This is a genomic window from Skermanella mucosa (assembly GCF_016765655.2).
Lineage (GTDB): Bacteria > Pseudomonadota > Alphaproteobacteria > Azospirillales > Azospirillaceae > Skermanella > Skermanella mucosa.
The window spans coordinates 5,246,485-5,266,405 of record NZ_CP086106.1; the positions used below are offsets into that span (position 1 = coordinate 5,246,485).

The 19,921-nt window shown below is 67.7% G+C and carries 25 protein-coding genes; 9 read left to right on the top strand and 16 right to left on the bottom strand.

From position 1 onward, the window contains the following. Positions 1-56: 56 nt before the first annotated feature. The 6 genes from flhB to flgB all read right to left on the bottom strand — a co-directional run bounded on the left by flhB (position 57) and on the right by flgB (position 3,507). Positions 57-1,133, bottom strand: a complete 1,077-nt coding sequence (flhB, locus tag JL100_RS24295; RefSeq protein WP_202684117.1) for a flagellar biosynthesis protein FlhB — start codon at positions 1,131-1,133, stop codon at positions 57-59. A 72-nt stretch (positions 1,134-1,205) separates the two neighbouring features. Beyond that, on the bottom strand, positions 1,206-1,982 hold the full coding sequence (locus tag JL100_RS24300) for a flagellar biosynthetic protein FliR (RefSeq protein ID WP_228420877.1): 777 nt from the start codon (positions 1,980-1,982) through the stop codon (positions 1,206-1,208). Positions 1,983-1,986: 4 nt separating this feature from the next. Then, entirely contained in the window at positions 1,987-2,259 is a 273-nt protein-coding gene (fliQ, locus tag JL100_RS24305; RefSeq protein ID WP_202684118.1) for a flagellar biosynthesis protein FliQ, read from the bottom strand. A 33-nt stretch (positions 2,260-2,292) separates the two neighbouring features. Beyond that, positions 2,293-2,598, bottom strand: coding sequence for a flagellar hook-basal body complex protein FliE (locus JL100_RS24310; protein WP_158047125.1), 306 nt, complete (start codon positions 2,596-2,598; stop codon positions 2,293-2,295). Positions 2,599-2,651: 53 nt separating this feature from the next. Next, positions 2,652-3,062 carry a flagellar basal body rod protein FlgC gene (flgC, locus tag JL100_RS24315; RefSeq protein WP_201074202.1) on the bottom strand — a complete coding sequence of 137 codons (411 nt, stop codon included), beginning with the start codon at positions 3,060-3,062 and terminating at the stop codon, positions 2,652-2,654. A gap of 34 nt (positions 3,063-3,096) precedes the next feature. After that, positions 3,097-3,507: a flagellar basal body rod protein FlgB gene (flgB, locus tag JL100_RS24320; protein ID WP_202684119.1), complete on the bottom strand. Its 411-nt coding sequence runs from the start codon at positions 3,505-3,507 to the stop codon at positions 3,097-3,099. A gap of 315 nt (positions 3,508-3,822) precedes the next feature. Here flgB and JL100_RS24325 point away from each other — a divergent pair, with 315 nt between their 5' ends. The 5 genes from JL100_RS24325 to JL100_RS24345 all read left to right on the top strand — a co-directional run bounded on the left by JL100_RS24325 (position 3,823) and on the right by JL100_RS24345 (position 6,718). Next, positions 3,823-4,155: an EscU/YscU/HrcU family type III secretion system export apparatus switch protein gene (locus tag JL100_RS24325; RefSeq protein ID WP_228420878.1), complete on the top strand. Its 333-nt coding sequence runs from the start codon at positions 3,823-3,825 to the stop codon at positions 4,153-4,155. After that, the gene (locus JL100_RS24330; protein ID WP_202684120.1) at positions 4,152-4,541 is read left to right on the top strand and encodes a hypothetical protein; all 390 of its coding nucleotides are present in this window, start codon (positions 4,152-4,154) and stop codon (positions 4,539-4,541) included. Before JL100_RS24325 ends, JL100_RS24330 begins: the two co-directional genes overlap by 4 nt. Before the next feature lie 28 nt (positions 4,542-4,569). Further along, positions 4,570-4,863 carry a FliO/MopB family protein gene (locus JL100_RS24335; RefSeq protein WP_202684121.1) on the top strand — a complete coding sequence of 98 codons (294 nt, stop codon included), beginning with the start codon at positions 4,570-4,572 and terminating at the stop codon, positions 4,861-4,863. Positions 4,864-4,874: 11 nt separating this feature from the next. Beyond that, the gene (gene fliP / locus JL100_RS24340; RefSeq protein WP_228420879.1) at positions 4,875-5,657 is read left to right on the top strand and encodes a flagellar type III secretion system pore protein FliP; all 783 of its coding nucleotides are present in this window, start codon (positions 4,875-4,877) and stop codon (positions 5,655-5,657) included. 368 nt (positions 5,658-6,025) lie between these two features. After that, the gene (locus JL100_RS24345) at positions 6,026-6,718 is read left to right on the top strand and encodes a YsnF/AvaK domain-containing protein (protein WP_202684122.1); all 693 of its coding nucleotides are present in this window, start codon (positions 6,026-6,028) and stop codon (positions 6,716-6,718) included. 55 nt (positions 6,719-6,773) lie between these two features. Here the strand turns inward: JL100_RS24345 and JL100_RS24350 are convergent, their stop codons facing one another. From JL100_RS24350 to JL100_RS24380, 7 genes are all read right to left on the bottom strand, one after another. Beyond that, a complete protein-coding gene (locus JL100_RS24350) occupies positions 6,774-7,082 on the bottom strand; it encodes a hypothetical protein (RefSeq protein WP_202684123.1) in 309 nt (102 codons plus the stop codon). 65 nt (positions 7,083-7,147) lie between these two features. Next, entirely contained in the window at positions 7,148-10,219 is a 3,072-nt protein-coding gene (locus tag JL100_RS24355) for a tetratricopeptide repeat protein (RefSeq protein WP_202684124.1), read from the bottom strand. 6 nt (positions 10,220-10,225) lie between these two features. Next, a complete protein-coding gene (locus JL100_RS24360) occupies positions 10,226-10,879 on the bottom strand; it encodes a protein phosphatase CheZ (protein WP_202684125.1) in 654 nt (217 codons plus the stop codon). A gap of 62 nt (positions 10,880-10,941) precedes the next feature. Then, on the bottom strand, positions 10,942-11,733 hold the full coding sequence (locus tag JL100_RS24365) for a MotE family protein (RefSeq protein ID WP_202684126.1): 792 nt from the start codon (positions 11,731-11,733) through the stop codon (positions 10,942-10,944). Positions 11,734-11,766: 33 nt separating this feature from the next. Then, on the bottom strand, positions 11,767-12,396 hold the full coding sequence (locus JL100_RS24370; RefSeq protein WP_202684127.1) for a DUF6468 domain-containing protein: 630 nt from the start codon (positions 12,394-12,396) through the stop codon (positions 11,767-11,769). Next, a complete protein-coding gene (gene fliM, locus JL100_RS24375) occupies positions 12,393-13,478 on the bottom strand; it encodes a flagellar motor switch protein FliM (protein ID WP_202684128.1) in 1,086 nt (361 codons plus the stop codon). Before fliM ends, JL100_RS24370 begins: the two co-directional genes overlap by 4 nt. 16 nt (positions 13,479-13,494) lie before the next feature. Then, positions 13,495-14,067 carry a flagellar basal body-associated FliL family protein gene (locus JL100_RS24380; RefSeq protein WP_202684129.1) on the bottom strand — a complete coding sequence of 191 codons (573 nt, stop codon included), beginning with the start codon at positions 14,065-14,067 and terminating at the stop codon, positions 13,495-13,497. A 403-nt stretch (positions 14,068-14,470) separates the two neighbouring features. On the opposite strand from JL100_RS24380, the gene flgF reads away from it, so the two are divergent. From flgF to flgH, 4 genes are read left to right on the top strand one after another with little or no spacing between them, the layout of a single operon-like run. Continuing rightward, a complete protein-coding gene (gene flgF / locus JL100_RS24385; protein ID WP_202684130.1) occupies positions 14,471-15,196 on the top strand; it encodes a flagellar basal-body rod protein FlgF in 726 nt (241 codons plus the stop codon). Between the two features lie 36 nt (positions 15,197-15,232). Further along, entirely contained in the window at positions 15,233-16,018 is a 786-nt protein-coding gene (gene flgG, locus JL100_RS24390) for a flagellar basal-body rod protein FlgG (protein ID WP_202684131.1), read from the top strand. A 15-nt stretch (positions 16,019-16,033) separates the two neighbouring features. Next, positions 16,034-16,993, top strand: a complete 960-nt coding sequence (gene flgA / locus JL100_RS24395; RefSeq protein ID WP_202684132.1) for a flagellar basal body P-ring formation chaperone FlgA — start codon at positions 16,034-16,036, stop codon at positions 16,991-16,993. Positions 16,994-17,032: 39 nt separating this feature from the next. Beyond that, on the top strand, positions 17,033-17,833 hold the full coding sequence (gene flgH, locus JL100_RS24400) for a flagellar basal body L-ring protein FlgH (RefSeq protein ID WP_202684133.1): 801 nt from the start codon (positions 17,033-17,035) through the stop codon (positions 17,831-17,833). A 182-nt stretch (positions 17,834-18,015) separates the two neighbouring features. Here flgH and JL100_RS24405 read toward each other — a convergent pair whose 3' ends face one another. The 3 genes from JL100_RS24405 to JL100_RS24415 all read right to left on the bottom strand — a co-directional run bounded on the left by JL100_RS24405 (position 18,016) and on the right by JL100_RS24415 (position 19,887). Further along, positions 18,016-18,246 carry a hypothetical protein gene (locus JL100_RS24405; RefSeq protein WP_202684134.1) on the bottom strand — a complete coding sequence of 77 codons (231 nt, stop codon included), beginning with the start codon at positions 18,244-18,246 and terminating at the stop codon, positions 18,016-18,018. 309 nt (positions 18,247-18,555) lie between these two features. Next, entirely contained in the window at positions 18,556-19,566 is a 1,011-nt protein-coding gene (gene egtD / locus JL100_RS24410) for an L-histidine N(alpha)-methyltransferase (protein ID WP_202684135.1), read from the bottom strand. Between the two features lie 39 nt (positions 19,567-19,605). Then, the gene (locus JL100_RS24415) at positions 19,606-19,887 is read right to left on the bottom strand and encodes a GNAT family N-acetyltransferase (protein ID WP_228420880.1); all 282 of its coding nucleotides are present in this window, start codon (positions 19,885-19,887) and stop codon (positions 19,606-19,608) included. Positions 19,888-19,921 lie beyond the last annotated feature (34 nt).

Sequence of the window (19,921 nt, forward strand, 5' to 3'; positions counted from 1 at the left end):
ATGCCAATGATTACGTATCGATCCTACTACCTGCATGCGTTCCGCGCGAGGAACGGTTACCGTCCCGAGAAGCGATTTTTGAGCTTGAACACGTAGGATATGACCTCCGCCATGGCTTTGTAATGTTCCGGCGGAATCTCCTGGTCGATTTCCACGGCGGCATAGAGGGCGCGCGCCAGCGGCGGGTTCTCGACCAGCGGAATATCGTGCTCCCGGGCGATCTCGCGGATCTTGGCGGCGACGGCGTCGGCGCCCTTGGCCAGCACGACCGGCGCCGCCATGGCCGACTGGTCGTATTTCAGGGCGACCGCGAAGTGGGTCGGGTTGGTCACCACCACGTCGGCGCGCGGGACGGCCTGCATCATGCGCCGCCGCGCCTTGTCGAAGCGCAACTGGCGCAGGCGTCCCTTGACGATCGGGTCGCCTTCCTGCTGCTTGAACTCCTCCTTCACGTCATGCTTGGTCATCCGCATCTTCTTGGTGTACTCGAACCGCTGATAGAAGAAGTCGGCCATGGCCACGAAGAGCATGATGATCGTGACCCACAGGAAGAGCTTGACCACGAGGTACTGGGTCTCGGCCAGCAGCAGGTCCATGGGCATGCCGGCATAGTGCTCGACGCCGGTGATCACCGGCGTCAGGACGATCGCGCACACCACGCCGACCACCGCCATCTTCACGAAGCCCTTGACCAGTTCCAGGCTGTTCTGCATCGAGAACAGCCTCATGAAGGCGGGAAGCGGGTTCAGCTTGGTGAAATCCGGCTTCATCTTCTCGGCGGTGACCAGCCATCCGATCTGGAGAATCGTGCCCAGCACGCCGGCCGCCGCCATGATGATCACCGGCACCAGGATCGCCAGCAGGGCCGTCAACACGGTATCGGCCAGGATCAGGCCGATCATTCCCTGGTCGAGCCGCTCGGTGCCGGCCCGCTCGAAGAAGCCCACCAGCGCGTCGCTCAGCCTCCGGATCGACGCCGGCGCGGCGAGGGAAACCACCACCAAGCCGCCGAGCAGCATCAGCCAGTTCTTGGCCTCCTGGCTCATCGGAACGTTGCCCTTCTCGCGGGCGTCGCTCAGCTTTTTTCCGGTCGGGTCTTCCGTTTTGGAGGCGTCATCATCCTCCTCGGCCATCGGCACCTCCGAGCAGCCAAGGCATGCCACCGGTCATTTCGAAACCGGGACGACCGCATGTCCGGGGCGGGCTCAGCCGAGCAATCCTATCAGGGTGTCCTGGACCGTCCGCAGCCAGAACAGCATGGTCGCCGAGATGACGATCGCGAACAGCGCCAGGCCAAGGGCGACCTGCCCGCCCATGATCACGGCGAAGGCCTGGAACTGCGGCATCATCTTCTGGAGCAGGCCGACAGCCAGGTTGAACATGATGCCGACCGCCAGGAAGGGTGCGGCCATCTGGGCGCCGATCGCGAAGCTCTGTCCGACCATCTTCGTGGTCATTTCGGCGAAGTCGCCCATCGGCAGGGCGGCGCCGGGGACGAACACCTCGTAGCTCCCGACCACGGCGAGGATCAGGAGATGGTCAAGGTCGGTGACGAACAGCAGGACGACGCCGATATAGCCCATGTAGGCGCCGATCAGGGTGCCCTGGGACGCCAGCGCCGGATTGAACATGAAGGCGTTGGACAGGCCGATCTGCATGGAGATCAGGGTCCCGGCCGTATCCAGCGCCGCCGTCAGCAGCCGCGTGATGGTGCCGAGGAAGACCCCGATGAAGCCCTCCTTCACGATCAGCACGGTCATCCCCAGGGAGCCCGCGGGAACCGGCGGCAGCATGGGCATCAGGATCGGCTGGACCACCACGGTGATGGCAAGCGCCAGGAGCAACCGGATGCGGGCGGAAACATAGGCGTCGCCGAAGCCCGGCAGCAGCATGAAGGCGGTGCCGAGCCGCGAGAAGATCACCATGAAGGCGTAGATCTGTCCGGTCAGCGCCTCGTTCAGGCTCAGCAGTTCCATCGGCATGGGATCATGTGGCTCCCATGCCGATGATCCGGTCGGCCAACTGCTGGGTGAAGGTTATCAGGGTCGACAGCATGAATGGCATCAGCAGCAGCAGGGCGCCGAACACCAGGACCACCTTGGGAACGAAGGTCAGCGTCATCTCCTGGATCTGCGTCAGCGCCTGGAACAGGGAGATCGCCAGCCCGACGACCAGCGTCAGGATCATGATCGGGCCGCCGATCTTCAGCGTCACGACGATCGATTCGCGGACGACCTCCATCACGTCGGTCTCGTTCATGGGCCAGGCACCGGCTTCGGCTTCGGGGAAGGCTCAGATCGGCATCCGCAGGATTTCCTGGTAGGCCTGCACCACCTTGTCCCGCACGCTGGTCGCCGTCTGCAGGGTCAGTTCGGCGTTGGTCACCGCGGTGATCACCTCGGTCAGGTCGGCCTTGCCGACGACGGCGGCGGCGCTGACCTGCTCGCTCCGGTGAAGCTGGCCGATGCCGGTCTCCGCCGCCTCCCGGACGAAGGTCGCGAAGGACGGGCCAGCGTCGCGCGGCGCCATGCCCGGCGTGGTGCCGGTGGCGGCCATCTTGGCATAGGCGTTGACGGCGTTGGCGACGGTGGCGACCATGATTCAGGCTCCGGGCAAGGTCAGGTGATCAGTGGCGGACCGGCAAGGGCGGATCAGCCGCGCAGGATCTCGATGGTGCGCATAAGCAGCGTCTTGGACGCCTCGATGACGCTCAGGTTGGCCTCGTAGCTCCGCTGCGCCTCGCGCATGTCGTTGGTCTCGACCAGCGTGTTGACGTTGGGGAACAGCACGTAGCCCTCGGCGTTGGCGCTCGGGTGGGTCGGGTCGTAGCGCCTCTGGAAGTCGCTGCGGTCCTTGTCGATCTTGCGCACCCGCACGGTCTCGACGCCCATCTGGCGGTCCAGCGCGTTCTCGAAGGTGATTACCTTGCGCCGGTACGGCAGGTCGTTGGGGGTCTCGGCCGTCGAGTTGGCGTTCGCCATGTTCTCGGCGATCACCTTGATGCGGGCCCCCTGGACCTTCATGCCCGCGGCGGCGACGTTCAGGCTGTCGCGCAGATCCATCTCGTATCCTCCTTCAGGCGTCGGACGTCAGCGGTCAGACGCCGCCGCGGCCGATGGCCGTGCGCATCAGCCCGACATGCTTGCGGTACAGGTTCGTGACGAGCTGGTAAGTCATGCCGGTGTCGGCGACCTTGCTCATCTGCTCCTCCAACACCACGGCGTTGCCGTCCGGAGCGACCTCGAAATTGTTCTTCGGCCGGTCCTCCCGGACATCGTTGCCGCGCACCGCCACCGAACCGGACATGTGGCCGACCGCCGTCATACGCGGCGCCAGCTGGCGGGTCTGGCTCAGCGCGTTGTCGAAGGTGAACCCGGTCAGGTCGCTCGGGCGGTAGCGCGGCGTGTCGGCATTGGCGATGTTCTGGGCGAGCACCTGCTGGCGCTCGGTCAGCCAGTCCAGCTTGCCCTTCATGAGCTTGAAGAGCCCCGTATTGCCCAGATCCATGGTGCCACCACCCTTTGCAACGCAAGGTTCCAGAATTGCCCCAGCGCGTTAATTTGTCGTTAACGCCGCGCCGCGGCGGCCTGCCCGAACCTTCGCCAAGCCGCTTTCCACCACTAAAGCAAATTGCGAGCCAACACCGGACGCGCCCGGATTCCGCGGATCGTCGCGGGACACGCCGACGCTGACCGGCATTGCGGCAATTCCTGCCGGGTCAAGATTGCCTTGCCCTCCTTCAGATTTGGTTAAGCATGACCGGATTAGGGTGGCGATCGTCCCGCCCGAGCGGGCAATGTCGCAAACCCCGGTCGAGACCCCGTGGCCTATCCAGACCCTTCAGACGCCGGTCATTCCCGCAGCCGGCCCGCCAAGCCGCGCCGCCCGATCGCCGTGGCGCTCCAGTACGAACTGGACGGCCCGTCGCTGCCGCGCGTCGTGGCCAGCGGACAAGGGCACGTCGCGGAGCAGATCCTGGAAATGGCGTTCGCTTCCGGCGTGAAGGTGCGCGAGGACGCGGACCTGGCCGAACTGCTGTCGGTGGTCCAGCTCGATTCGGAGATCCCTGCCGACGCCCTGGTCGCGGTGGCCGAGATCCTCGCCTACATCTATCGGGCCAACGGCAAGCTGCCGCCCCGCGGAGGCCAGCCATGACCGGGCAACCACCGGCCCCCAGCCAGCAGGATGCCGCGGATATCCAGGCGATCGAGCTGGAACTGGAGGCGATCGTGCTGGCGGTGGCCGATGCGCAGGTGGCGTTGAGCGGCGGCGGCGTGATCGATCTGGCCGGGCTGGACGATCGGATCGCCGCCATCTGCGCCGCCCTGGAGACCCGATCCCCGGAAGCGGCCCGGGCGCTGCTGCCCAGGCTGCTGACCCTGGTGGAAGACCTCAACATGCTCTCGGCCGCCTGCGACAAGGTCCAGGCCGACACCTCGATCGAGCTGGAACGGGTCGCGACCCGCAACCGCGCCTCGCTGGCCTATGGCCGCCAGCCGGTGCCGCTACCGCCGCCGCCGGGCGACCCGACCCGCGAATAGCTTCCCGACAGTCCTGGAACCCGCCGACATGGAGATGGAAACCTATCTGCGCTTCGCCCTGGCCCTCGTTTTCGTGCTGGGCCTGATCGTCGTCGCGGCCTGGGTCATGAGACGGTTCGGCTATGGCGGAGCCGCTGCGCCCCGCCCCGGCCGCGAACGGCGGCTCGGCATCGTCGAGGTGACGCAGATCGACGCCCGCCGGAAACTCGTGCTGGTCCGGCGCGACGGCGTCGAGCATCTGGTGCTGCTCGGCATGAACGCCGACCTCGTCCTGGAAAGCGGCATCCGGCCCGCGGCGGATGCCGGCGGCACCGTGCCATGAGGAACCTGCCCATGAAGATGCCGCCCTTCAGGATGAGGATTCCCGCGGGAGCAGTCGTCGCGGGGCTGGCCCTCGCCGCGGGACTGGGCGCATGGCTCGCGGCGACCCCGGCCCTCGCCCAGAGCTTCAGCCTGGACCTGAACCGGGCCGGCGGGTCCAGCACGTCGCAGATCATCCAGCTTTTCGCCCTGCTGACGGTGCTGTCGCTCGCGCCCAGCATCCTGGTCATGGTGACCGCCTTCGTCCGGATCGTCGTGGTGCTGTCGTTCCTGCGGACCGCCATGGGCATCCAGCAGACCCCGCCGAACTCGGTGATGATCAGCCTGGCCCTGTTCCTGACCGCCTTCATCATGGCTCCGACCATGGACGAGGCCTATACGAACGGCATCGCCCCCCTGATCGCCAACGAGATCGACGAGATGGAGGCGTTCGACCAGTCGGTGAAGCCGTTCCACACCTTCATGATGCGGCATGTGCGCGAGGCGGACCTGATCCTGTTCGCCGACATCGCCAAGGTCGGCGAGATCCGCGCGCCCGAGGACACCCCGCTCCAGGTGCTGATCCCCGCCTTCATGATCTCCGAGCTGCGCCGGGGCTTCGAGATCGGTTTCCTGCTGTTCCTGCCGTTCCTGATCATCGACATGGTGGTGGCCTCGATCCTGATGTCGATGGGCATGATGATGCTGCCGCCTGCCGCGGTCGCCATGCCGTTCAAGATCATCTTCTTCGTCCTGGTGGACGGCTGGCACCTGATCTCGGGCACGCTGGTGCAGAGCTTCGGGACGATCTCCTAGCACCCCCTGAGTCGGCCCGGGGCGAGCAACTCGCTGTTCTTCCACAAACAATGACTAGATCGGAATACGGAAAAATGCGCATTCACCTCTGGATGCGCAAATATTTCAGAAAAATAAAACCTCTATCTTACTGATTAATCACTCCACATAGTGCGAACTTAGGCTCTCTCTCGAAAGAGGCTTAAAATTATTCTCACTCTTTATTGCATTCGAATAATAAAACTTCGGCAGCCCCGATTAAAATCAGGAACCCTGTGCGGTGCAGCATGTTTGTTTGCATGTGCGAGATGAGCCGGCCGACGGCTGATCCTCTCGCTCAAGACCACTACCGCAGACAATGACAGCAAACCATCGCAAGGAAATTTCACATGACCACTTCCGTCATCGGACTCTTCGAGAGCCGCGACGTCGCCAGCAAGGTTCTTGGCGAACTGACCAAGGCCGGCTTCGATAAGAAGGCGGTAGAAATCCTGCAGGGCGTCGCGGTATCCGAGATTTCCAGCCGGCTGGTCGACGCCGGCTATGAGCAGGACCGGGCCAAGAGCTACGGCCAGGCAGTCGAAAAGGGCGGCGCGCTTGTCGTCGCCGAAACAACCGACGACAAGGCCGACGAAGCCCTGAGCACCATGCGCCGCTTCGAGGTCCTGACCCCGGAGGCCCTGATGGAGAAGATCGGCGGCTCGGGAACCGAGAAGGCCCAGGTCATCGAGGAGGAGTTGGAGGTCGGCAAGACCCGGACGACCGGCGGCAAGCGCCTGGAAGTTTCGGTCAGCGAGCGGGAGGTCCAGGAGTCGGTGACCCTGCACGAGGAAACCGTCGATGTCGAGCGCACCAAGGCGGATCGCGTCCTGAAGCCCGGTGAAGCCGACAAGGCGTTCCAGGACCGGACGGTGGAAATGACCGAGATCAAGGAGAAGCCGGTCGTCTCCAAGCAGGCCCATGTGGTCGAGGAGGTCGCGCTGACCAAGCAGTCGGGCGAGCGTGAAGCCACCGTGAGCGGCACCGTCCGACGCCAGGACGTCACCGTCGAGGAAATCGACCGGAAGTCCGGCAAGTCCTGATCCGGTCCTTCCGATCGGCCCCATAGGTCAAGACCGGGCGGTCAAGACAGTGCGGTCAGGAGGTGGCGGGCTCCGCGCGCGCCCCGTCACCGCCTTCTGCCGCCTTGCCTTGGGCATCGTCGGCGGCAGCCACCCGCTCGGTGCCGTCGGCGACCGGATTGAGGCCCTTGTGCTCCGGGGCGAGATGGTCGCCGGAACCGCCGCTGCTCGATGCGGCGGCGGTCGGGCTGCCCGGGCCGGCTGCCTGCCCGGCCTTGATGCCGTTGGCATCGGTCTGCACCGCCTGGCCGGGGCGGAATCTCAGCCGCTCCGTCTGGTCGTTCCTGCTGTTCTGGTCGCTGATGCTCTGATCATGGTCTGACACGGTCGGCTTCTCCGGATCTCGTTCAGTCGGGAAGACTCAACAGGACCCGGACGACGTCCGTTCCGTCAATTCACCGCCTGCGCACCCTGCCGGCCGGAGAGGAACTTCTGGAAGGTGCCGACCTCCTTGACCCGTGACTGGATCGAGGCCAGGTCGACCAGCCCGCCGGACTGCCCCGGACGGGCCAGCACGCGGAAGGTGTCGGCGTGCGGCGTCCCCTCCATGGCCGCGGTGAACTGGCCGCGCAAGCGGTCGAGCCCGGCGGCGTCCCCGGCCAGGGACAAGGCCACCGCCTGGTTCAGCACCAGGTCGGCCTTGTCCTTGGAAAGCGGCGTCCCGGCCGGCGGCGGCGGGCCGATCACCTTGGCGAGGCCGGCCGCGGCCTCGATCCACTGGGCGCCGCGCCATGCGATGTCCACCCGCATCAGCTCCGCCGACTGGCTGGAGTCCTCCTTCAGGAGCGCCACCGCCTCGCCGTAGCGTTTCAGGTCGGCCAGCGCGCGGGCGCGCAGCACGCGCCGCCGGGCCACCATCTCCGCGGACAGGTCGGGAACCTCCGACTGGTCGAGCGCCGACAAGGCCCCGTCGGGCTTGCCGTCCTGAAGCCGGATCTCGGCCAGCCGGGCACCCACCTCGCCCTTCTCCACCCCCTGGAGCTTTCCCGCGACCTGGGCCTGCAGCAGGTCTCCGGCGCGCCCGAGCAGGTCGATCTCGACCATCCGCTCGGCCAGCATGCGGACCACCAGGTCGCCGCGCGCCCCCTCGGGGGCAAGGTCCTTGAACTGGTCGTACAGCCCCAGCGCCTCCACCGGCGGAAGCGCCGCGGCGCCGTCCTTGATGAACAGGTTGGCGAAGCTGTCGGACAGGCCGCGGGACAGTTCGGCCGCCCGCGGGCTTTCGGGGAACAGGGCGACGGCCTGCCGGATCGTGTTGAACCCTTCGGCGTAGTTGTTCGCCTTCATGTAGGTCTCGCCCAGGCGCTGCAGGATATCCAGTTCAAGGTCGTCGCCGCGCCAGGCGAAGCGCAGGCGCTCCAGCCGCGCGGCCGCGTCGGCCGGCGTCAGCTTTCCCTGCTCCAGTTCGATATCGACCAGGGCCAGTTCCGCGCGGGTCCGGTACAGCCGGTCGGTACCGTCCGCGGCCGCCCTGAAGGACGCCGCGGCGCCGTCCTTGTCACCGGCGAGCTGCTGGAGCTGGGCGCGGCGGAACTGCCCGGCCGGCTTCCTCTCGAACTCGCCGCCGGTCCGCCGCGCCAGGGTTTCCAGCATGCGGGCGGCGCCGGCACGGTCGCCGGTGCGGACGCGCGCATCCACCGCCAGCGCAGCCAGCTTGGTGAAGAACGGGTCCGGGTAGCCGTCGAGCTTGGCGCGGACGCGGTCGAAGTCGCGCGCCGCCGCCGGCCAGTCGCCGCGCGTCGCCGCCGCCGCGGCGCGCCACAGGGTCGCTTCCTCCTTCCCGTCGAGCGCCGGGTTGGCGAGGTCGTCGGCGGCCGATTGCGGGTCGCCGTAGAGCAGCCGCGCGGCACCGCGCAGCGCCAGGAACTCGGGTCGGGTTTCCAGGTCGGGCTGGTTGCCCGCGAGCAATCCCAGCAGGCCGAGGCTCTCCGCGGCATAGCCGTGGGCGAAGTAGAAATGCGCGAGATCCATGCGGGCCCGGTCGCGCTCCGCCTCGGGCGCCGTGACGACCGCCCGCTGGACCTCCTGGCGCAGCCTGTTGAACTCGTTGCTCGGGCCGCGCTTCCATTTCGCCAGATCGAACAGCCCGGTCGGAGACTGCACCTCCTTGCCCCGTCCACTCAGCCGGGTCGGCGAGACACCGACCAGGTCGCCGGGCGGCGACAGCATCAGTCCGCCGGCGGTGGTCACCTCCACGCCGTCGCGGATCGGCCGGACCGCGACCGTGTCCTCCAGCGGCTGGACGACGATGCCCTGCGCCGCCGGCAGCAGGCGGAGCTGGGCGAACCCGTGCGGCTCGGCCACCGCCTGCCCGGGATTGGGCAGCGGCACCAGCAGGAGCTGATCCCCCGCCACCGGGTCGTTCATCTGGACCACCTGACGGGCGTCGGGCACCCCGACCACCAGCCGGGCGCCGAGCGGGAAATCGCGCTGGGCATCGACCGGCAGCCCTTCGGGCCGGGTCGCGGCGCGCTGGGCCAGGGCGATGCGCCAGGTATTGCCGTCGCGCGCCACGGTCGGCTCCAGCCCGTCGGGAACCGCCATGCGGAACGCGGTGGCGCCCCGCATGGGCACCGTCTCCGGCCCTCCGAGCCCGGGGATCAGGGCATCCACCTTGATCCGGCCCTCCAGGTCCAGCGGCCGTCCGAATACGGCGTAGAGATATCCCGCCCGGACATAGACGGCCGCCGCCGCGGGTTCCTGCGCCTCCACCGTCACGGTGCCGCGCCAGGTCTCGGCGCCGCCCGGGGACAGCGGCTGCGCCGCCACGGGCTGGAGCGGGGCGGCCGAGGGCGGCGGCGGCTCCGGCACCGCGCGGGTAGCCGGAGCCACCGCCTGGGCCTGGGGCAGCGGTGCCGACGGCCGTTCCGATCTGGCCGGAGCGGGCGCAGCCGGAACCGGAGCCGCAGCCGGAGCTTTGGCCGGCGCCGGGGCGGCGGGCTGGGTGGGGGCCGGCGCCACCGCAGGCGTGGGGGCCGCAAGCGTGGGAACCGGAGGCGTGGGAACCGGAGGCGTGGGGGCGGCGGCTTCCCGGCGGGGGGGATCGACGATGTCGAGGGCCACGCCGCCGGCCCCGGTGCGGAAATCCTTGATCTCGCTGCCGGGCGGTATGGTGATCTGCACGATCAGGCGACCGTCGACGGCCGCCTGCCCGATCGTCGGCACGTTGCGCAGGCGGACCCGCTGAAGCCGCGAGAAGTCGGCCTGCCCCGGCCTGGAGAAGGTGATCTGGACCGTATCGCCCCGCCGGGCGATGGAATAGTCGACCGCTCCCGGCCAGTCGAACACCAGCCGGTTGCGGTCGGGATGCACGCCCGCGCGGACCCGGACCACGGTGTCCGAGGCCGCCGGGCCGGAGCCCGCGGGAGCGGCCTGCTGAGCCGCGGCCGGATCGGGACCCCCGGTCAACCCGGCGGCGAGCAGCATCGCGGCCCCGAGTGCCGCGCCCAGCCGGGTTGCCATGTCGGTTCAGTCGAAGCTGGCGAGCAACTTGTCGATCTCGCTCTGATCGATCGCGTTGCCCGGAAGCTGGGGACCGTTCAGCAGCGAGGACTCGTCGCCCGGGTCGGCCGCCGCGGCGGCGTTCCGGTGGGTTTTCTGGACCTCGTCGCCCAGGGCCTGGATCAGCACGTCGATCCTGCCCTCGATATGCTTGAGCGTGCGGACCACCTTGGTGATGCGCTGCCCGGTAATGTCCTGGAAGTTGCAGGCTTCGAAGATGGCGGTGACGGCGGCGGTCAGGGCGGCGCCGTTCTCCGGATCGACCTTGCTGGCGATGGCGCCGATCACGTCGCAGGAATCCATGATCCGGTTGGTCGCGTCCTCGGTGGCGCCGACCACGGCGTCCAGTTCGTCGGTGGCGCTCGCGATATGCTCGCTGCCGATGTCGTCCGGGCGGATCGCCGCGATCTCGCGCTTGGCATGCTGGATGTAGCGCGCCAGCGCCTCCAGCTCGCCGTAGAGCTTCAGGTCGGCGGCGGAGACGTCGCCCTCCATGGAGGTCAGCACGGCGGTCACGATCTCGGCGACCTCCTCCCGGGCGAAGGGTTCCCGGATTTCGTCGCGCGCCATCGCGAGGCGCTGGTGGAGCGGCGGGGTCGAGCCGATATGGGCGGTGGTCATCTTCTTCCTCGCTGGGCCGGCATGCGGGTCCGGTCTTGGGGGGCCGGTCTTCGGGGGCCTCGTTATTGAGGCATGGTGGGCAGGGCGCTGCGGTCGGCGAGGGATGCCGTGACCTCCTTGGCTTTCAACGGATCCATCGCCGCGAGGATCGGGGCGCTCTTGGCCTCCTTCATGCGCTCCATCACGTTGAGCAGCACTGGCATGTCGAGCGCCTCGAAGATCCGGGCGGCGTCCTTGGGCTTCATCGTCTCGTAGATCTTGACCAGGCTTTCGAGCTGGGCGGCCTGCTTCTCGTCGACCTGGCGGAGCAGCCCCTCAATGTTGGTCCGCAGTTCGGTCAGTTCGGCCACCTTCTGGTCGATCCGTTGCTGCGCCGCGGTCAGCAAGGCTTCGCGCTGGTCGAGCTCGCGGGCGCGCCGGTCCATTTCCTCCCGCCGCTCGGTCAGCCGCTGGAATACTTCGGCCTGGACATTGCCGAAGCCCTGCCCGTCGCTCTCGCCGGTCGAGGCGGTCATGGTCCGCAACGGCGGGATGGGCGCCAGGGCGGGTTGCGGCGACGGGGCCGGCGGAGCGGCCGCCGGGGAAGCCGGGGCCGGCGCGGCACCGGGCTTGGCCGCAGGCTCCTGGGCCTGGACGACGGCGATCGGATCGCGCATCCCGCCGCCGATCGCCAGCCAGATGTCGCCCACCCTGACGCCCAGCATCAGGACCGCGACGAAGATGGTGAACGGCAGCAGGCGCGGCCGGAAACGGGACGGCAGGCTCAGCGCCGTGACGGGGGCGGCCGATCGGGCGGGAGCCTTCGAGGGCTTGGCCGGAGCCGGAGGCTTGGCGGGACGTTTGGGTTTGGACATGGCGTGCGGCTCGACGCTGGATCTGGTGCGCTGTTAGCGCAGGTTTTCGAGGGCGCGCAGGAGTTCGCGTTCGGCCCGCGAGCGGGCCTCCTGCGGTGGCGCCGGGGATGGGGCGGGTGCCGGCTGGTCCGCATGGGCGGCGGGCGCGGCATGAAGCATCGCCGGGTGTTGCGCCCCGTTGGACGGGCCGGACGGGGGTGCCGCGCGGCGCGCGGGTCCTTCGGCCTTGACCGGCCGCGCGGGACCGGCCTGGGCCTGCGGCGATGTCGCGGCGGCCGGCTTCGGCATGGCCCCCGCCTTGATCGCGGCGGGGGCCGGGCCGGCCGCGGCGCGCAGCGTGTGGCTGCCGACCGAGCCTTCCAGGCGGCTCGCCAGGCTGTCGGCGGCCTCGATCATGAACTGCAGCTCGTCGCGCATGGTCTGGGCCCGGTCGATCGACTTCTGAAGGGTTTCGGCGACCTTGGCCGCCGTGTCCTTCATGCCGGCGACGCTGGTCTCGGCCCGGCCGGCCGCGTCGGCGAAGCCCTTGACCAGGGCGTCCAGCTCGTCCTTGCTGTCGCGCAGGCGGGTCAGCCGGCGGTTCAGCACGATGGCGAAGCCGATGGTCGCCGACAGCAGGACGACGATGAGGACGTCCAGGATGAGGGGGAACGTGATGGTCATCTCCGGGTGTCCTCCTCGCGCGGGGCCTCGCGCTCGATGCGGACCGCGATATGGCCGCCCTTGCGGCCCATGCGGCCGTCGAACATGGGTACGTCGCCGCAGCGCAGTTCGATCGTGTCGTCGGGCGTGGCGTTGAGCAGGATGCGGGTGCCGACCTTCCAGTTCAGCACGTCGTAGAGCTGCACCGTGATCTCGTCGAGGACGGCGCTGATCTGGACCTCGGTCATCCACAGCTCGCTCGCCAGGTGGGTTTCCCAGATCGAGTCACGGCCGAACTTCTCGCCCATGAACATCTGCAGCAGGAGCTCGCGCACCGGTTCCAGCGTCGCGTAGGGGATCAGCAGTTCCAGCCGGCCGCCGCGGTCCTCCATGTCGATGCGCAGCTTGGCCAGCACGGCGGCGTTGGCCGGCCGGGCGATGGTCGCGAAGCGCGGGTTCGTCTCCAGCCGGTCGAACCGGAAGGTCACCGGCGACAGCGGGTCGAAGGCGGCGGACAGGTCGCTGAGCACCACATGGACCATGCGCTCGACCAGGTTACGCTCGATCGTGGTATAGGGACGGCCCTCGATGCGCATCGCGGCGGTGCCGCGCCGTCCGCCCAGCAGCACGTCCACGATGGAGTAGATCAGCGCGCTGTCCACCACCATCAGGCCGTAATTGTCCCATTCCTCCGCCTTGAAGACGGACAGCATGGCCGGCAGCGGGATGGAGTTGAGATAGTCGCCGAACCGGACCGAGGAGATCTGGTCTAGGCTGACCTCGACGTTGTCGGAGGTGAAGTTGCGGAGCGACGTGGACATCATGCGGACGAGGCGGTCGAACACCACCTCCAGCATGGGCAGGCGTTCGTAATTGACCAGCGCGCTGTTGACCAGCGCCATCAGGCCGGAATTGTCGCCATCGCCCGAGCCGTCGCTGTCGAAGCCGAGGAGGCTGTCGATCTCGTCCTGGTTGAGCACGCGGGTCGAGGTTCCGCCCCCCGCGTCGCCGCCGCCGCCGTCGCTGCCCTCGTCGGCCAGCGCCGCCCATTCGGCGGCCAGCCGTTCCTCGTCGCTCAGCCCGTCCAGCTTAAGGTCGCTCATGACACGCTCCCCCGGCTCACTGGATCAGCATTTCGCGGAACAGGACGTCCTTGACCTGCACCGGCTGGGCGGCGACGCCGACGCGCATCAGCAATTCCTCGCGCAGGCGATAGATCCCGGCCGACCCGCGCAGGTCCTCCAGCCGCAGTTCGCGGAGGTAGACCTGGAAATTGTCGACGATGCGCGGCATGACCTTCTCGATTTCCGGCATATCCTCCGGCCGGCCGACCTCAATGCTGATGCTGATCTTGAGGAAGCTGGGTCGGCGTCCGGTGCTGTTCAGGTTGACCACCAGGTCCGGGACGTTGAAGAACACGCCGCCGGCCCCCGGCGCGCCATGTCCGCCGCCATGGCCGTCGTCCTTCGGCGCGCCGTGCCCGTCGTCGGCGGGCGCCGCCTCGCCGTGGCCTTCCTCGGCGGCGGGTTCGGCGGGGCTGAAGACGCCGGCGAAGAACGCGGCGGCCCCTCCGCCCAGTATGAGAAGCAACGGCAGGATGACAAACAGCACAAGCTTCTTGCCGCTGAACTTCTTGCGCGCCGGCGCTTCGCCGCCTGCCCCTTCATCTTCCTCGTGCGTTGCACCCGCCATAATCACTGGGCTCCCTGCGATCGCCGCGCGTGCGAAAAACTAGGTAAACACTTAGCTGCGGATAGTTAACAAGTCGTTGAAGCTACCCGGCATTATTAGGCGCCACTGCAGTTCTGCAAGCGGCGGACCAGTTTGGCGTTCAGAAACCTTTAAGTATAATTCTCCGCGATCTTCGGCCCGGCGCCCGGCAGGCAGCCCGGCAGGCGTGGGCCCGCTACCGGCACCCTTTGCCCCGACCCTCGGCGGGCACCGGCAATTTGTGCCGGGCAATCCCTTCCCCAGACCATTCCCGACGGCGGAATCCCGGCATCCGCGCGGTTTCCAGCTCTGGCACGGGGGATGCAAAGGTTATCGCGGCACGGCGGAGGGCGCCGGCCAGCAACCAGGATCGAGAGCGTCGGACATGGAAAACCCCATCTACATCGCCCTGTCGCGTCAGGACGCGCTGCGCCGGCAGATGGACGTGGTCGCCAACAACCTCGCCAACATGATGACGCCGGCCTACAAGAACCAGCGCATGATGTTCCTGGAATACCTGGCGAAGCCGGCGGCCACTCCGGTCGAGAAGGTCTCCATGGTGCAGGACTACGGCGTCCTGCGTAACACCGCGGTCGGCCCGATCAGCTCGACCGGCAACCCTCTCGACGTGGCGCTGCAGGGCGACGGCTACCTGACCGTCGAGACGCGCGACGGCCAGCGGTTCACCCGCAACGGCCGCCTGCAGCTCGACCTGGACCGCCAGATCGTCGACACCAACGGCCTGCCCGTGCTGAACGAGCAGGACCTGCCGATGACGGTCCCGCAGAATTCCGGTCCGATCACCATCACGGCGGACGGCACCGTCTCGTCCGACCAGGGCCAGATCGGCCGCATCAAGCTGGTCCGCTTCGAGCGCGAGCAGTTCATGACCGAGCTGGGCGGCGGGATCTTCACCACCGACGAGCCGCCGCTGCCGGCCCCCGGGACCAAGGTCGTGCAGGGCGCGGTCGAGGAATCCAACGTCCAGTCCGTCGTCGAGATGACCCAGATGATCGAGATCTCGCGCCAGTACGCGGTCAACCAGAAGATGATCGAAGCCGAGCACGAACGGCAGCGCAACGCCATCACCAAGCTGTCCCGGCTGAGCTGAAGCCCCGGCTACCCCTGAGAGGAAGAGGAACCCACCATGCGTAGCTTGAGCATCGGCACCACCGGTATGCTGGCCCAGCAGCTGAACGTCGAGACGATCTCGAACAACATCGCGAACATGACGACGACCGGCTTCAAGCGCCAGCGCGCCGAGTTCCAGGACCTGCTGTACCAGAACCAGCGCCGGGTCGGCTCGACCTCGTCGGACGCCGGCACGATCGTCCCCTCGGGCGTCCAGATCGGCGCGGGCGTCAAGGCCGCCGCCGTCTACCGGATCAACGAGCAGGGCAACCTGCAGGTCACCGACAACGCGCTGGACCTGGCGGTGAACGGCCAGGGCTACTTCCAGATCACCCTGCCCGACGGCGACACCGCCTATACCCGCGCCGGCTCGTTCCAGATCAACGCCGAGGGCACCGTGGTGACGGCGGACGGCTACACCGTGCAGCCGGGCATCGTCGTCCCGGCCGACGCGGTCGACATCACGGTCAACGGCAGCGGCGAGGTCCAGGTCAAGCTGGACGGCCAGATCCAGCCCCAGGTGGTCGGCCAGATCCAGCTCGCCGTGTTCCCCAACGAGGCCGGCCTGGAGGCGATCGGCAGCAACCTGCTGCTGGCGACCCCGGCGTCAGGCGACGCCGTCCCCGGCAACCCTTCGGCCCCCGGCTACGGCCGGCTGGTCCAGGGCGCCCTGGAGACCAGCAACGTCAACATCGTGGCCGAGATCACCAACCTGATCACCGCGCAGCGCGCCTACGAGATGAACTCGAAGGTGATCAGCACGACCGACCAGATGATGAACACCACCAGCCAGCTGCGCTGAGCGGAGGACCGATAGATGAACAAGCTCTCCCTGATCGCCCTGTCCGCCTCCCTCACCGCGGCGCTGTCCTTCACCGCCGCCGTGCCGGTCGACGCAGCGACCCTGCGGACCGACGCCACCGTCGACGGCGACACCGTCCATCTGGGCGACCTGTTCGACGACGTCGGGGACAAGGCCGGGCAGCCGGTCGGGCGCGCTCCCGCGCCGGGCCGCCGCGCCAGCTACGACGCCGGCTTCCTGGTCCGGCTCGCCTCCTTCCACCAGCTGGACTGGCGTCCGGCCAGCCAGTACGACCGGGTGGTCCTGACCCGCGGCAGCACGGTCGTCGGCGCCGAACGGATCCGCGACGTGGTGGCGCAGGAGCTGGCCGCCCGGTCGGAAGCCGACCGGCTGGACGTCGACCTGGACAACAAGCTGCTGGAGCTGCACCTGCCGAGCGACCAGCCGGCGACCCTGAAGCTCGAATCCGTGACCTACGACCAGATCCAGGGCCGCTTTAGCGCGGTCGTGGTCGCCCCCGCAGAGGGGCCGGAACAAGGCCGCACCGCCATCTCCGGCCGTGCCGCCGCGATCGTCGAGGTCCCGGTGCTGACCCGCCGGATCAAGCCCGGCGAAGTCATCACGGCTTCCGACATCGGCTACACCGAGGTGCGGATGAACCGGATAGGCGCCGAGCTGCTCCGCGACGCCGACGAGTTGGTCGGCCAGACCCCGCGCCGCCAGATCTCCGCCGACACGCCGGTCCGCGCCCGGGACCTCCAGCAGCCGCAGGTCGTCGCCAAGGGCGCGCTGGTCACCATGGTGCTGCAGCACAAGTCGATGATGCTGACCGCCCAGGGCAAGGCCCTGGAGGGAGGGTCCGACGGGGCGGTGATCCGCGTCGTCAACACCATGAGCAACCGCACCGTCGAGGCGGTCGTGGTCGGCCCCAACCAGGTCTCCGTCACCCGGCCCGGCGCCACCGTCCTGAACTGACCTCCTGCCGAAATCTCCGCCGTCCCAAGGAATACCGCCATGTCGCCGCTCGCCCGCATCGCCCTGATCGCCGCCGCCGCCGCTTCGCTCTCCGCCTGCAACGCCACCAGCCGCCTGTCCGAAGTGGGCAGCGCGCCGGCCCTGTCGCACATCGAGAACCCGAACCGCGCCCCCGGCTTCGTTCCGGTCAGCCTGCCGATGCCGGCGCCGCAGACCGGCGTGCGGGAGGCCAACTCGCTGTGGCGCTCGGGTGCCCGGGCCTTCTTCAAGGACCAGCGGGCGAGCCGGGTCGGCGACATCCTGACGGTGACGATCAACATCAACGACCAGGCCCAGATGAACAACCAGACCACCCGCACCCGGGCCAACAGCGAGAACGCGGGCATGCCGGAGATCTTCGGCTTCGACCTGAACAAGGTGCTGCCCGGGACCAGCGCCGCCAAGGCGCTGCTGGAAGGCAAGCTGGACGGCAACTCGACCCAGTACGAGCCGGGCGGACGCGAGAACCTGCTGGGCCTGAGCAGCGACACCAGCAACAAGGGCACCGGCCAGATCAACCGCCGGGAGACGATCACCCTCCAGGTCGCGGCTCTGATCACCGACGTGCTGCCCAACGGCAACCTGGTGCTCCAGGGCCGCCAGGAAGTCCGGGTCAACTTCGAGGTCCGCGAACTGCTGCTGGCCGGCGTGATCCGGCCGGAGGACATCAGCTCGGCCAACTCGATCAGCTATGAGAAGATCGCCGAAGCCCGCATCTCCTACGGCGGCCGCGGCCAGATCACCGACGTCCAGCAGCCCCGCTACGGCCAGCAGATCTTCGATATCATCATGCCGTTCTGACGAATGGTTCCGAAGGGCCGGTTATAACAAGGAGCGCCTTCCGCCATGTCGCATCCACGGCGGAAGGCGCTTTTCGATGCTCCCCTTCGCCGGCGGTGGTCGGAATGCGGTCACCGAAGTCCGACCGCTCCATTGCATGGGGTTCACCCTTCAGCCGCAGAACCCTTCAGTCGAAGAACCCTTCAGTCGAAGAATTTGACCGCCGCCAGGAATCCGCCGAGGGCGACGACCATCATTCCGATCTTGATGGTGATCGGCTGTTCCATCTCCTTCAGGTCCCGCCTGGTCGCGATGTCGTCGCGGAAGGCCTCCGCGAGGGCATCGGCGACACCTTCAGCCTGTTCGGGCGTGAGCTTCGCCTTGTCGCGAAGCGCCCGCGCCAGCTTCAGGGTGTCGAATGGAAGGGCGCTCATCGGGCTGTATCCTGGTATCGGGCCAATCCTACGCGTTCCGAGCCGATGAACTGGACTCCGGCGGATTTCCGGGCGCGTTGAAAAGCCTCAGGGGTGGCCCGTCGAAGAGAAGTTCGTTCGCCCCATGAATGCCGATGCGTTTCGTCACAGGACCATGTGGTGCCGGAGGCCCTGTACGAGTTCGCCCGCACCATGGCGCCGGTATCTCGGGAGAGAATGACCAAGAGGGACTCCACATGTGGACCCGAGCCGCAGCAGGAGGGCTGAGATGGCGAGATCGACATCTTCAAACCGGAACGAGATCGAGCGTCAAGCGTCCCGAGACCGATGAAACCGAACCGGCGCTTGGAAGGTCAGCAGATGGATGCTGAACAGGGGTTCGCCATCCGTCCAGGTCTCGTCGGCAAGCCATCCGGCGTCGCGCCCCAGGCTTCGAAACTCCTCCACCGTGTATTTGTGCGAGACCTCCGTGTGGATGGTCTCGCCCGCCTGGAAACGGAAGGGGACGCCCGCGACCAGGGCGGTCTGGGGCCTCAGGCTCTCCAGGTGCATTTCGATCCTCCCGAGGTCCCCGTTGTAGAAGGCGCGATGGGCGAAGGCCGCGATGTCGAACGTGCCGTCCAGCTCGCGGTTGATCCGCTCCAGCAGGTTCAGGTTGAACGCGGCGGTCACTCCGGCGGCGTCGTCGTACGCCGCCTCCAGTCGCCCGACGTCCTTCTTCAGGTCCACCCCGATCAGCAGCCTGCTTCCCGGACCGAGTTGCCGGCCCAGTCGCGCCAGGAATGCCCGCGCTTCCTCCGGCGAGAAGTTGCCGATCGTCGAGCCGGGGAAGAAAGCCAGGGTGCGTTCCGGCCCGCCCTTCACGGAAAGAGGGAAGGCCTGGTTGTAGTCGGCATGGATCGGCGAGACGGGTATATCCGGGTAATCGGCGGCCAGCCGGGCGGCCGATGCTTCCAGATGAGCTCCGGAGATGTCGACCGGGACGTAGGCCGCGGGCTGGTCCAGCACATCGAGCAGCAGGCGCACCTTGACGCTCGATCCGCTGCCCAGTTCCAGCAGAGTCACGCCCCGACCGACCCTTTCGGCGATATCGCCGGCGTGGCGGGCGAGGATGGCCGTCTCAGTGCGGGTCGGATAATATTCCTCCAGTTCGCAGATCCGGTCGAACAGCCGCGATCCCCGCTGATCGTAGAAATACTTGGCCGGCAGGGTCTTGACCGGCCGGCCCAGCCCGTCGAGGACGTCCTTGAGAAATTCCGTATCCAGGTCCGGCTCGGACGCGGGCATGGCAATGCGGCGGCTGGCAGTTCCATCCGTCATGTATCCTCCCCTGATCTTATTGTCGTCTGACGGCGGTGCTTAGCGGATCGGCAGGACGAGATCCTGGTACTCGGAATGGCGTTCCACATAGCCCTGCACGAAAGTGCAGTAAGGCTCGACCTTGAGGCCCCGGCCGCGGACGTCGTCCAGCACGCCGCGCACCAGCTTCGACCCGACGCCTTGTCCGGACAGGGACTCGGGCACCTCGGTATGGACAAGGGCGATGACGCCGTCCTTCAGCCGGTAGTCCATGAAGGCCACGGTGCCGTTCACGTCCATCTCGTATCGGTTATGCGCTTGATTGTCGCTGACTTCCGCCACGGGCGTTCTCCTCATGCAGGACTCGATGCCTTGC